The sequence below is a fragment of the Pseudomonas sp. BMS12 genome (assembly GCF_001592875.1).
Lineage (GTDB): Bacteria > Pseudomonadota > Gammaproteobacteria > Pseudomonadales > Pseudomonadaceae > Aquipseudomonas.
This window is the reverse complement of sequence record NZ_LSOF01000018.1, coordinates 100,915-112,524: the sequence shown is the minus strand read 5'-3', so window position 1 is coordinate 112,524 and position 11,610 is coordinate 100,915. Positions and strand designations below refer to the sequence as shown.

Below are 11,610 nucleotides of genomic sequence, written 5' to 3'. Positions count from 1 at the left end.
CAAAAGTCCTCAATCGAGAATGCCGGCCGGGGCCGGTGTACTGTCGCGCCACTGGCTCAGCGCGACACCGGCGAATACCAGGCTTGCCGCCGCATACTGCAGCGGGCTCAAGCCCTCGCCGAGAAACAGTGCGGCGAACACCAGGGTGAACACCGGAATCAGATTGGTGAAGCCGGAAGCCTGGCTGACCGGCAGGCGGCTGACACCGAAGTTGTATAGACCGTAGGCGCCCACCGTCACCAACAGGCCGAGATAGAGCACTGCAACAACGCCCTGGGTGCTGAACGCCACCGGGAGCGGCTCGGTCACCAGCGCCAGCGGCAGAAAGAACAAGGCACCGATAAAGGCCTGCATGGCGGTGAGAACAAAGGCCGAGTAACGCTCGGAAAGCCGTTTCAGCAGCAAGGTGTAGCCGGTAGCGCAGAGCATGGCGAGCAGCTCGTAGAAGTTGCCCAGTAGCGGCGCCGGTGCGCTGGGGTCCGCCTCGCCAATCAGACTCAGCCACAGCGCGCCGACCACGGCCAGGAGAAAACCGGCCCAGGTCGTCACCGCGATGCGTTCACGCAGGAAGGAAAAGGCGCCGATGGCCACCAGCAAGGGCAGCAGCGCGGTGATCATCCCGGCCTGGGAAGCACTGGTGTGTTGCAGCGCCAGGGCCTCGAAGATGAAGTACAGGCAGGGCTCGCAGGCCGCCAGAGCCAGCAGGTAGCGCCAGTCGCCCCGGCGATACTCCAGCCGCCCGCGCCAGCGCCAGGCCAGCAGGAACACCAGGCTGCCGATGGCCATGCGCCCGAACACCACCCACATCGGCGGCAGCTCGGCAAAGGCCAGCTTGAGGGCGATGAAGGAACTGCCCCACAGCGCCATGGCCAGGACCAGGCAAGCCATGGCAAACATCCGGGCTTGCCGGACCATCTTCACCTCCGCCACAAAACCCTCAGTCTAGGGGCTGAACGCAAGCGGCGACAGACACAGCAAGCAGCGAAAACTGTGCCTCAGCAGAACGACAGAACCGACTTCAACCCCGTTGGCCAGCCGCCGGGGCTCATTCCTCCCAGGGTCGGCCGCGGGTGCTCGGGTCCACCGGCAGTTTCTGCTGCATGGCGGCCTTGGCCAGCATGTGCGCGCTGACCGGCGCGGTGATGAACAGGAACAGGGTGATCAGCAGTTCGTGCAGGCTGACCCCCTCCTCGCCCACGCCGAAAAACAGCATGGAAGCGATCACCAGCCCCCCGACGCCCAGCGTGGTGGCCTTGGTCGGGCTGTGCAGGCGGGTGAAGAAGTCCGGCAGGCGCACCAGGCCGATGGCGCCGACCAGAGTGAACAGGCTGCCAGCCAGGAGAAAGAAAGCGACCAGTGCTTCGATCCAGGGATTCATCCGTCGTTCCTATTCGATGATGTCGCCACGCAGCAGGTATTTGGTAACCGCCACGGTGCCGATGAAGCCCATTACCGCGATCAGCAGGGCCGCCTCGAAATACAGGTCGGAACCTTCCCAGATGCCGAGCAGCACGATCAGGGCAATGGCGTTGATGTACAGGGTGTCCAGGGCGAGGATGCGATCCGGCATGCTCGGCCCGCGAATCAGCCGCACCAGGGTCAGCAGCAGTGCAAGGCCGACCAGGGTGACGCACAGGGGAATCACGTAGGTGAGCATGCGAACACCTCCAGCAGTGGTCGTTCGTAGCGCTGTTTGATCTGCGCCACCAGCTCCGCTTCGTCGCCGATATCCAGGCAATGCAGCAGCAGAGTGCGGCGGTCGGCACTGAGGTCGGCGGACACCGTGCCCGGCGTCAGGCAGATGATGCTGGCCAGCATGGTCAGCGCCAGCTCATCGGTCAGTTCCAGCGGCACTTCGACGAAGGCCGGGCGCGGACGCGCCAGCGGATTGAGCACCAGACGCGCCACCTGCAGGTTGGCGACGATGATGTCGCACAGTACCAGCAGCAGGAAACGGCACAGCTGCCAGGGCCGGGCGACCTGAGGCGGGTTGATCCAGAACAGCTGGGAAATCAGCGGGATCACCCAGCCCAGAAAGGCCCCTAGCAGCATGTGGCCGAAGCTGAAGTCGTTGACCAGCAGCAGCCAGACCAGCAGCAGGAACAGGCTCAGCAGCGGATGAGGCAACCAGCGCCAGGTTCTCATCGGCCACCTCCAAGGAGCAGATAGGCGTTCAGGTCATGCAGCTGCGCAGCGGTAGCGCCCAGGTACGCCAGCACCGGCGCAGCCAGTGCCGTTAGCGTCGGGCTGAGCAGAAACAGGCCGACGCAGGCCAGCAGGCGCCCCCGATCCAGCTCCGAGCTGTCCAGTTGATGCAGACCTACGCGCCAGAACAGCGTGCTGCCCGCCCGACTCAGGGCGATCAGAGTGGCCAACCCGCCGATCAGCAGCAGCGGCCACAGCCACAGGGCATGCTGTCCCTCGCCTGCAGCTCGCAACAGCAGCAGCTTGCCGAGGAAACCGGACAGCGGTGGTAGGCCGGCAACCGCGATGGCGCCGAGGAAGAACAGACCGCCGAGCAGGCGCGGGTGTTCCAGCGCCGGCCCCTGCACCAGATCGCCGGCCTTCTCGCCACGCTGACGCGACACCAGGTCGGCCAGCAGGAAAAGCGCCGCCGAAACCCAGGTGGTGTGCAACCAGTAGTAAAGCGAAGCCTGCAGCGCCGCCTGCGTACCAATGGCCAGGCCGGCCAGCAGGGTACCCACCGACACCACCACCAGATAGGCGATCAGCCGCTGCAGGCTGGCGGCGGCCAGAGCACCCAACACGCCCGCCGCCAGGGTCAGCAGCGCCAGCGGCCAGAGCCAGTCCTGAGCCAGGTTGGCCAGGCTGCCGGCAGCGCTACCGAAGACCAGGGTGTAAACCCGCAGGATCGAGTACAGGCCGACCTTGGTCATGATGGCGAACAACGCCGCCACCGGCGCACTGGCCGAGGCGTAGGCGCTCGGCAGCCAGAAATACAACGGCAGGAAGGCCGCCTTGAGGCCGAACACCAGCAACAGCAGCAACCCGGCCGCCGCCAGGATCGGCGCCTGGTCGGGACCGGCGGCGGCCATCTTCAGCGCCAGATCGGCCATGTTCAGCGTGCCGGCGATACCGTAAAGGGTGCCGACGGCGATGAGGAACAGCGCCGAGCCCAGCAGGTTGAGGACCACGTAGTGCAGGCCGGCGCGTACCCGTTCGCGCCCCCCGCCATGCAGCAGCAGCGCATAGGAGGCGATCAGCAGGATCTCGAAGAACACAAACAGGTTGAACAGATCACCGGTGAGGAAGGCACCGTTGATGCCCAGCAGCTGGAACTGGAACAGCGCATGGAAGCTGCGCCCACGCTCGTCATCGCCACGCACCGCATACAACAGGGCAAAGATCGCCAGCACGGCGGTGAGCATCAGCATCAACGCGCTGAGACGGTCCAGCAGCAGGACGATACCGAACGGTGCCGCCCAGTTGCCCAGGGCGTACTGCTGCAGGCTGCCCTCACCGGCCAGCTGTACCAGCCACAGGCTGACCGGCAACAACCCCAGGGTTGCCAGCAGCGACAGCCCGCGCTGCAGGCGCATGCTCAGATTGCCTGCCAACAGCAGCAGGCTGCCGGCGAACAGCGGAATCAGGACCGGCAGGATCAACGCATGGTTCATCGGCCGCGCTCCCCGCCATCGACATGATCGCTGTCGTGCTCACCCAGGCTGCGCAGGGCCAGCACCACGACGAACGCGGTCATGGCGAAGCCGATGACAATCGCGGTCAGTACCAGCGCCTGCGGTAGCGGATCGGTGTAGCGCGCGCCCTCGCGAATCACCGCCGGCACGCCGCTGTGCAGGCGCCCCATGGCGAACAGGAACAGGTTGACGGCATAGGACAGCAGGGTCAGCCCCATCACCACGGGGAAGGTACGGGCGCGCAGCAGCAGATACACGCCGCTGGCAGTGAGCACGCCGAGAACCAGGGCGAACAAGGCTTCCATCTCAGAGCAGCTCCTCGGTGCTATTGCCACGGGTCAACTTGCCCAGGCTGGCGAGAATCGTCAGGGTTGCGCCGACCACGGTCAGGTACACGCCGAGGTCGAACAGCATGGCCGTGGCCAGCTCGAATTCACCTACCAACGGCAGGTGGAAGTGACCGAAAGCCGTGGTCAGATAGGGGTAGCCGAACAGCCAGCTACCCAGCCCGGTTAGGCCGGCGAGCAGCACGCCGGCACCGGCCACGCGCTGGTGATCGAGCGGCAGGCGGCTCTGCGTCCAGCTCACACCGTTGGCCACGTACTGCAGGATCAGCGCCACGGCCGTGATCAGGCCGGCGATGAAACCGCCCCCCGGCAGGTTGTGGCCACGCAGGAAGATGAACACGGAAATCAGCAGGGCCAGAGGCAACAGCACTCGCGACAGCGTGGAAAGGAACAGCGGGTGCCGGTCACGGGCCCAATGATGTCCGGCGGTGTCGGCCTGGGGCTGGTACAGGCGCAGGCCATCGAGCAGCGCGTAGATGCCCACGGCGGCGATGGCCAGCACGCTGATCTCGCCCAGGGTATCGAAGCCGCGGAAGTCCACCAGAATCACGTTGACCACGTTGGTCCCGCCGCCGCCCGGCACACTGTTTTCCAGGAAGAAATCGGAAATGCTCTGCAGTGGTCGAGTCAGCACGGCATACACCAGCAACGCCACCACGCTGCCGCAGCCGACGGCCACGATGAAGTCGCGCAGACCGCGCAGGCTGCTGCTCTCGGCCGGGGTGTGCGACGGCATGAAGTACAGCGCCAGCATCAGCAGGATGATGGTCACCACCTCCACCGACAGCTGGGTCAGCGCCAGGTCCGGCGCCGAGTAGCGGGCGAACACCAGCGACACCAGCAGGCCGACCACGCTGAGCATCAGCAGCGCGACCAGGCGCTGACGATGGAAGATCACCGTCAGCAGGGCCGCCACGCAGAGCACGGTGCCGCCCATCAGCCCCGGGCCATCCACAGGTGACAGGCCCAGCGAGCCGGTAAAACGCGGCAGGTGCGACAGTCCGCTGACCAGCACCACCAGGGCAGCCAGCAGCATCAGCGCCAGGTAACGCTGCAACGAGCCGCTCTCCAGCAACGCGGTGATGCGCCGGCTGAGCGACACCAGGGCACGCACGGCGCGCTCGAATACGTCCTTGGCATCCACTTCCGGCAGGCCGGCATACCAGCGAAACAGCGGCTGGCGGAACAGATAGACCAGAATGCCGCCCAGAGAAGCGGCGAAGCTCATCGCCAGCGGCAGGTTGAAGCCATGCCAGATGGCCAGGTCATATTCGGGCAAGGGCCCGTTGAGACTGGCCTGAGCCGCCACCGCCAGCAGCGGAGCCACGGTATAGCCCGGCAGCATGCCCACCAGCAGGCAGAGGAACACCAGGATTTCCACCGGCACCTTCATGTAGCGCGGTGGCTCGTGAGGTGGAAACTTGGGCAGGTTGATCGGCTCGCCGTTGAAGAACACGTCGTGGATGAAACGCAGCGAATAGGCCACCGAGAACACCCCGGCCAGGGTCGCCGCCGCCGGGATCACCCAGTTGAAGCTGCCCAACAGGTCCTGCTGCAGGGTCTCGCCGAAGAACATCTCCTTGCTCAGGAAGCCATTGAGCAGCGGCACCCCGGCCATCGCCGAAGAGGCCACCATCGCCAGCACCGCCGTATGCGGCAGGTATTTCCACATACCGTTGATGCGGCGCATGTCGCGGCTGCCGGTCTCGTGATCGATGATCCCCGCCGCCATGAACAGCGACGCCTTGAAGGTGGCGTGGTTGATGATGTGGAACACCGCCGCCACGGTCGCCAGGCGCGAGTCGAGGCCGAACAGCAAGGTGATCAGACCCAGATGGCTGATGGTCGAGTAAGCCAACAGGCCCTTGAGGTCGTGCTGGAACAGAGCCATGCCGGCGCCGACCAGCAGGGTCGCCAGCCCCGTCAGGCTGACCAGGTAGAACCACAGATCGGAGCCACTCAGGGCCGGATACAGGCGTGCCAGCAGGAATACCCCGGCCTTGACCATGGTCGCCGAGTGCAGATAGGCCGACACCGGCGTCGGTGCGGCCATCGCGTGGGGCAGCCAGAAATGGAAGGGAAACTGGGCCGACTTGGTGAACACCCCCAGCAACACCAGCACCAGCGCCACCGGATACAAGGCATGCGCACGGATCTGCTCGCCGGCCGCGAGCACTGCACTGAGCTCGAAGCTGCCCACGATCTGCCCCAGCAACAGCACCCCGGCCAGCAATGCCAGGCCGCCACCGCCGGTCACCGCCAGCGCCATCCGCGCGCCCTTGCGGGCATCGCCACGGTTGCCCCAGAAACCGATCAGGAGGAAGGACGACAGGCTGGTCAGCTCCCAGAACACCATCATCAACAGCAGGTTTTCCGCCAGCACCACACCGAGCATGGCGCCCATGAACAGCAGCAGATAGGAGAAGAAGCGCCCTACCGGTTCACGTTCGGACAGGTAGTAGCGGGCGTAGATGATGACCAACAGGCCGATGCCGAGGATCAGCAGGGCAAACAGAAAGCCCAGGCCATCGAGGCGTAGCGAGAGATTGAGGCCCAGCTCGGGCAACCAGCTGTAAGACACCAGCAGGCGCTCGCCAGCAAAAACCCGAGGCGCCAGCCCCAACAGCCAGCCCAGGCCCAGCAACGGAGCCAGAGCTGCCGCCAACGTGGTAGGCAAGCGCCCGAAACGGTCACAAAGAATAGGCAGGAGAGCGCCAATAAACGGCAAGCCGACGATGAGCAGCAGCTCCATGAATCTCCCCTTTCCGCGAACCCCGAGCAAGGATATGAGCGGGGCAAATCAGGCTTCCATTTGCGCTGCTAAGCCTTTGTCAGCGCAGGACTATTGCGCCGATTATCCATGACTGAACGGGGCAAGTCATGGATGAATTATTACCAGAACTTATCTGCCTACCGGATTCGATAGAGCCAGAAAGCAGAAGGCCCGGTGAGTGCCGGGCCTGCCTGGATCAGTGGGCGACGCGACTGGTGCCGTCGACCGTCATAATGCGCACCCGATCGCCAACCCGGAAGATCTCGTTCTCCTGCACCTGCTGGACATAGGCACGCAGGGTTCCGTCGTCTTCACGCACGGTGATTTCCACGCCCTGGGTACGGGTCAGACCTTCTTCGGTCATGGAGCCAAGCAGGCCACCGGCCAGCGCGCCGATCACAGCGGCTACCGCCGAGCCGCGGCCATTGCCGATACCGCTGGCCGCCACGCCACCAACCACGGCACCGGCACCCGCGCCGATGGGGGTCTTGGTGCCTTCGATCTTGACCGGACGGAGCATCTCGACGGTGCCCAGGCGCACGGTCTGCACTTTGCGCGCTTCGTCGCGGCTATAGCTGTCGCCGCTCAGGTTGGAAACACAACCACCCAGGGTCAGAGCCAGGGCGACGACGGAAGCGGTGAGCAAATTGGATTTACGCATAGGTTTCTCTCCGAGTGAGGCAGTTATTAGACAGCGACAACTGCAACCTGTCATCTGCCCAGTCAAACTCCATGTAGACAGTCACAGTGTAGAGGCCGGGTGCGACATCGGGTCAGGTTTCCCGGCGCATCAGACTGGCGCAGGATGCCGAGACTCTCGGGAGAACACCGCACATGGACTATTTCATCGTCGCCGTCGCCACTCTGGCCGGCCTGGTCTTTCACGGCTGGCTGTATCGCCTCATCCGCCGCTGGATGGACCGTGACCTGGCGTTGTCCATCGCCGCCGGTGACCCGGCGATGCAGGCCCACCTGCTGCAATGCCTGGAAGAGGCCAAGCGCCAGGGTATTCCCCGGCGCCACCTGGAAGACTGGCTGCACCAGGCTGCCAAGGACTATCTGCAGAACGCTGGCTAAGCGCCTTTGGCAAGACGCCACAGCCGCGCCAGGTCGCAACTGCGCGCCTCAAGCTCCGCCGCCGCCCCCGCCATCGCCTGGGCCAGGCTTTGCGGCCCGGCACTGAGACTGAACGCCGCGTCGATACCGGCCTCATACAGCGCCTGATAGCCATCGCCCAGACTGCCCGCCAGGGCGATCACCGGCACACCGGCAGCGCGGGCAATACGCGCCACCCCCACCGGGGTCTTGCCATGCAGACTCTGCGAATCCAGCCGCCCTTCCCCGGTGATCAGCAGATCGGCACCTTGCACCGCTTCGGCCAGGCCGGACAGTTCCGCCACCAGTGCGATACCCGGACGAAACTGCGCCCGCAGGAAGGCCCGTGCGGCAAAGCCCAAGCCACCGGCGGCACCGACCCCGGGAAAACCGCTGTGGTCTTCACCCAGAGTGGCGGCCACCACCTGGGCAAAGTGCTGCAGAGCCGCATCCAGTGCCAGCACCTGAGCCGCACTCGCGCCCTTCTGCGGGCCGAACACATGGGAGGCGCCACGCGGCCCGCACAGCGGGTTGTCGACATCCGCAGCCACCTCCACGCTCACGCTCAGCAGACGCGGGTCGAGGCCACTCGAATCGATGCGCGCCAATCGCGCCAAGGCCAGACCACCCGGCTCCAGCTCGACACCTTGAGCATCCAGGAAACGCATACCGAGGGCACGCAGCAGACCGGCACCGGCATCGTTGGTGGCACTGCCGCCAAGGCCCAAGATGATGCGCCGGGCGCCGGCATCCAGCGCCGCACGGATCAGCTCGCCAGTACCATGGCTGCTAGCCTGGGTGGCGTCGCGCTGCTGCTGCGGCACCCAGTGCAGGCCGCTGGCTGCCGCCATTTCCAGCACCGCAGTGGAGTCGCCCAACCAGCCCCAGTGCGCCACTACAGGCTCACCCAGCGGACCGCTTACCCGCAGCTCGCGGCGCTCGCCACCGCAGGCGGCCAGCACCGCATCCACCGTACCCTCGCCACCATCGGCCATCGGCCGTAGCAGAATTTCGGCCGCGGGGAACACCCGCTGCCAGCCCCGGGCGATGGCTGCGGCCACCTCCGGGGCGCTGAGGCTTTCTTTAAAGGAATCGGGCGCAACGACAATCTTCATCTACAACAACCTTGGCAAAGAGTTACAGCAGCACCAGGCTGAGCAGCCAGACCGTGATGATACCGGCGATACCCTGGACCAGCGTGGCCATGGTCTGGGCCCGGTAAGCCACCGCCACCGGCATGCGACTGAACTGGGTCACCACCCAGAAGAAGCTGTCGTTGGCATGCGATACGGTCATGGCCCCGGCACCAATCGCCATGACCGTCAGCACCCGACCCATTTCACTGTCCAGGCCGAGCTGGCCCAACAGCGGTGCGACCAGTGCCGAAGTGGTGACCAGCGCCACGGTGGACGAACCCTGGGCACTCTTCAGCGCAGCGGCGACCACGAAGGGCATGAACAGACCGATCCCCAGGGCCGACAGGGTACTGCCCAGGTAATCGCCCAGCGGGGTGGCCTTGAGCACCGCACCGAAGGCACCGCCGGCACCGGTGATCAGCAGAATCGGTGCTGCCGCCAACAGACCCTCGGCGACACGATCATGCAGCTCCTTGCGCTTGTCGGCGCTCTTGAGCAGGGTGCAGGCCAGTGCCAGGCCCACCAGCAGCGCCACCACCGGCTGGCCGAGGAAACTCAGCACGCTCAACAGCGCGCCCTCGCCCAGCGGCTTGCTCGGGAAGGCGGCAATGGAGCCCAGGCAGATCAGCAGGATGGGCACGAAGATTGGCGCGAACGCCTGGAAGGCACTCGGCAGCTTGCCGTAGCGGGCTTTCAGCTCGGCGAAATCCTCGGCGGCCGGCAGTGGCTGGCCATCGTCCTCGAGGGCAATGTCCTTGCCGATGAAACGATTGGCCCAGAGCATGCCCGCCAGGGCCGTGACCATGGCCACCAGCAGACCGACGCCGATCACCAGACCGAGACTGGACTCCAGCCCCAGGTTGCCGGCAGCGGCGATAGGCCCCGGAGTCGGCGGCACGAAGGTATGGGTGGCGTATAGGCCGGTAGCCAGGGCCACGCTCATGGCCACCACAGACACCTTCATGCGCGCCGCCAGGGCATTCTTCAGCGAGTTGAGGATGACGTAACCGGAGTCGCAGAACACCGGGATCGACACCAGATAGCCGATGATCGACATGGTCAGGGTCGGGAAACGCTCACCGAGCAGCCTGATCACCGTCTCGGCCATGGTGATCGCGGCGCCGCTACGCTCGAGGATCACCCCGATGATGGTGCCGAGCACGATGACGATGCCGATGTAGCCGAGGATGCCGCCGAAACCGGCCGTGATGGTCTTGACGATCTCGCCGCTGGGCAGCTGGTAGGCGAAGCCGGCGACGAATGCCGCGGCAAGCAGAGCAAGAAAGGGATGCAGCTTGAGACGAGTGGTGGAAAGCACGATGAACGCGATCAGCGCCACCAGGATCAGGACCAGAGCCATGACCGATTCCTCTTGTTGTTATGGGTATGAATGCCACGAGGCGCTCCATTGTGGCCCAGGGCCGACAAGCGAAGCGCCGTGCGAACGCACCAAGCAAGAACAGCCTGCAACCCATAAATCTGTGCGAACGCACAAACCGAGCTACTCCTCCAGCAGCTCCAAACCCAGGGTGAAAAGTAGCCGCTGATCGCGGCGCGCCAGATCCAGGCCACTCAGCTCGGCGACCCGTTCCAGGCGATAGCGCAAGGTATTGCGATGAATGCCGAGGGCCTCGGCGCAGGCTTGGGGATGGCCGTCATGCCGGCACCAGGCCTCCAGGGTCTGGCGAAGCTGGCCTTGCGCATCCTGGGCCAGCACCTGGCGTAACGGCGCCAGCCAGCGCTGCAGCGACCAGCTGTGGCGCTGGCCATGCAGCAGCGCCTGCAATCGATGCTGTTCCAGGCGTAGCAGGCGCCCCTGCGGCTTGTGCGTGCGCGCATAAGCCTGGAGTTCGCGCAGGGCCAGGGCGGCCTCGCGCAGCTCGGCAAGATCCTCCAGCGCATCGCTGAGCAACAGACGCCGCACACCCCAGCTACGGCCATCGGCCTGCTCCAGCCAGGCGACATCGTCACGCCCACTCTGCATGGGTCGACACCAGAGCAACTCACGGGCCGCCAGCGGACCACACTGCTCACCCTTGCCGGCGAGCGCGGCGAGCAGGCGCCCGGGTTCCCCCTCCCCATCCAGCTCCAGCAACACCAATTGCCGCGGCCAGCTTAACTGCACGCCGATGCGCTCCGCTTCGGCCGCCAGCTGAGCCAGGCCGACGCCGGGATCGAACAGCTGACGCAGCCAGGCCTCCAGCTGATGGCGCTGCCAATGCCGCTCGGCCTGCAGCTGGCGCTGCTCGACCAGCATTTCGGCAGCCATGCGCACCAGCTCGGCATAGGGGCGCACCGTTTCCGGCGCACCGGTAATGCCGAGCACGCCGATCAGCTGCTCGGCGTGCAACAGCGGTAGATTGACCCCGGGACGCACGCCACGCAGACAGGCAGCCGCCTGCTCGTCGATCTCCACTACGCGCCGATTGGCCAGCACCAGTTGCGCCCCCTCGTGCCGGGTATGCAGGCGCTGCGGGTCGCCACTGCCGATGATCATGCCCTGGGCATCCATGACATTGATGTTGTACGGCAGGATGGCCATGGCGCGGTCAACGATGTGCTGCGCCAGGGTGGAGTCGAGTTCGAGCATGAGAGGCCTC

The 11,610-nt window shown here is 65.4% G+C and carries 12 protein-coding genes; 1 reads left to right on the top strand and 11 read right to left on the bottom strand.

Annotated features, from left to right (window positions below):
• Positions 1–9 precede the first annotated feature (9 nt).
• The 8 genes from AYB31_RS17205 to AYB31_RS17170 all read right to left on the bottom strand — a co-directional run bounded on the left by AYB31_RS17205 (position 10) and on the right by AYB31_RS17170 (position 7,440).
• Positions 10–915 carry a DMT family transporter gene (locus tag AYB31_RS17205; RefSeq protein WP_068829959.1) on the bottom strand — a complete coding sequence of 302 codons (906 nt, stop codon included), beginning with the start codon at positions 913–915 and terminating at the stop codon, positions 10–12.
• A gap of 130 nt (positions 916–1,045) precedes the next feature.
• Entirely contained in the window at positions 1,046–1,378 is a 333-nt protein-coding gene (locus AYB31_RS17200; RefSeq protein WP_068829957.1) for a Na+/H+ antiporter subunit G, read from the bottom strand.
• Positions 1,379–1,387: 9 nt separating this feature from the next.
• Positions 1,388–1,657, bottom strand: coding sequence for a K+/H+ antiporter subunit F (locus AYB31_RS17195; protein WP_068829955.1), 270 nt, complete (start codon positions 1,655–1,657; stop codon positions 1,388–1,390).
• Positions 1,642–2,145 (bottom strand): Na+/H+ antiporter subunit E, encoded by a 504-nt coding sequence (locus AYB31_RS17190; protein WP_068829953.1) that lies wholly within the window; start codon positions 2,143–2,145, stop codon positions 1,642–1,644. Before AYB31_RS17190 ends, AYB31_RS17195 begins: the two co-directional genes overlap by 16 nt.
• Positions 2,142–3,638, bottom strand: a complete 1,497-nt coding sequence (locus AYB31_RS17185; protein ID WP_068829951.1) for a monovalent cation/H+ antiporter subunit D — start codon at positions 3,636–3,638, stop codon at positions 2,142–2,144. Before AYB31_RS17185 ends, AYB31_RS17190 begins: the two co-directional genes overlap by 4 nt.
• The gene (locus AYB31_RS17180) at positions 3,635–3,964 is read right to left on the bottom strand and encodes a Na+/H+ antiporter subunit C (RefSeq protein ID WP_068829949.1); all 330 of its coding nucleotides are present in this window, start codon (positions 3,962–3,964) and stop codon (positions 3,635–3,637) included. Before AYB31_RS17180 ends, AYB31_RS17185 begins: the two co-directional genes overlap by 4 nt.
• Before the next feature lies 1 nt (position 3,965).
• Positions 3,966–6,758 carry a monovalent cation/H+ antiporter subunit A gene (locus tag AYB31_RS17175; protein WP_068829947.1) on the bottom strand — a complete coding sequence of 931 codons (2,793 nt, stop codon included), beginning with the start codon at positions 6,756–6,758 and terminating at the stop codon, positions 3,966–3,968.
• A gap of 217 nt (positions 6,759–6,975) precedes the next feature.
• Complete coding sequence (locus AYB31_RS17170) at positions 6,976–7,440, bottom strand: glycine zipper 2TM domain-containing protein (protein ID WP_068829945.1); 465 nt, start codon at positions 7,438–7,440, stop codon at positions 6,976–6,978.
• A gap of 173 nt (positions 7,441–7,613) precedes the next feature.
• Between AYB31_RS17170 and AYB31_RS17165 the strand changes: the two genes are divergently transcribed.
• Complete coding sequence (locus AYB31_RS17165; RefSeq protein ID WP_068829943.1) at positions 7,614–7,856, top strand: hypothetical protein; 243 nt, start codon at positions 7,614–7,616, stop codon at positions 7,854–7,856.
• On the opposite strand, the gene AYB31_RS17160 is transcribed toward AYB31_RS17165, so the two are convergent.
• The 3 genes from AYB31_RS17160 to AYB31_RS17150 form a co-directional block, all read right to left on the bottom strand.
• Positions 7,853–8,989, bottom strand: a complete 1,137-nt coding sequence (locus AYB31_RS17160) for a glycerate kinase (RefSeq protein WP_068829941.1) — start codon at positions 8,987–8,989, stop codon at positions 7,853–7,855. The two genes, AYB31_RS17165 and AYB31_RS17160, sit on opposite strands and share 4 nt — an antisense overlap.
• A gap of 22 nt (positions 8,990–9,011) precedes the next feature.
• Entirely contained in the window at positions 9,012–10,370 is a 1,359-nt protein-coding gene (locus tag AYB31_RS17155) for a GntP family permease (protein ID WP_068829939.1), read from the bottom strand.
• 141 nt (positions 10,371–10,511) lie between these two features.
• Positions 10,512–11,600, bottom strand: coding sequence for a sugar diacid recognition domain-containing protein (locus AYB31_RS17150; protein ID WP_068829938.1), 1,089 nt, complete (start codon positions 11,598–11,600; stop codon positions 10,512–10,514).
• Between the last annotated feature and the right edge of the window lie 10 nt (positions 11,601–11,610).

Coding starts and splice junctions, on each gene's coding strand:
- AYB31_RS17205 (WP_068829959.1), bottom strand. CDS start 915: ATGGTCCGGCAAGCCCGGATGTTTGCCATGGCTTGCCTGGTCCTGGCC.
- AYB31_RS17200 (WP_068829957.1), bottom strand. CDS start 1,378: ATGAATCCCTGGATCGAAGCACTGGTCGCTTTCTTTCTCCTGGCTGGC.
- AYB31_RS17195 (WP_068829955.1), bottom strand. CDS start 1,657: ATGCTCACCTACGTGATTCCCCTGTGCGTCACCCTGGTCGGCCTTGCA.
- AYB31_RS17190 (WP_068829953.1), bottom strand. CDS start 2,145: ATGAGAACCTGGCGCTGGTTGCCTCATCCGCTGCTGAGCCTGTTCCTG.
- AYB31_RS17185 (WP_068829951.1), bottom strand. CDS start 3,638: ATGAACCATGCGTTGATCCTGCCGGTCCTGATTCCGCTGTTCGCCGGC.
- AYB31_RS17180 (WP_068829949.1), bottom strand. CDS start 3,964: ATGGAAGCCTTGTTCGCCCTGGTTCTCGGCGTGCTCACTGCCAGCGGC.
- AYB31_RS17175 (WP_068829947.1), bottom strand. CDS start 6,758: ATGGAGCTGCTGCTCATCGTCGGCTTGCCGTTTATTGGCGCTCTCCTG.
- AYB31_RS17170 (WP_068829945.1), bottom strand. CDS start 7,440: ATGCGTAAATCCAATTTGCTCACCGCTTCCGTCGTCGCCCTGGCTCTG.
- AYB31_RS17165 (WP_068829943.1), top strand. CDS start 7,614: ATGGACTATTTCATCGTCGCCGTCGCCACTCTGGCCGGCCTGGTCTTT.
- AYB31_RS17160 (WP_068829941.1), bottom strand. CDS start 8,989: ATGAAGATTGTCGTTGCGCCCGATTCCTTTAAAGAAAGCCTCAGCGCC.
- AYB31_RS17155 (WP_068829939.1), bottom strand. CDS start 10,370: ATGGCTCTGGTCCTGATCCTGGTGGCGCTGATCGCGTTCATCGTGCTT.
- AYB31_RS17150 (WP_068829938.1), bottom strand. CDS start 11,600: ATGCTCGAACTCGACTCCACCCTGGCGCAGCACATCGTTGACCGCGCC.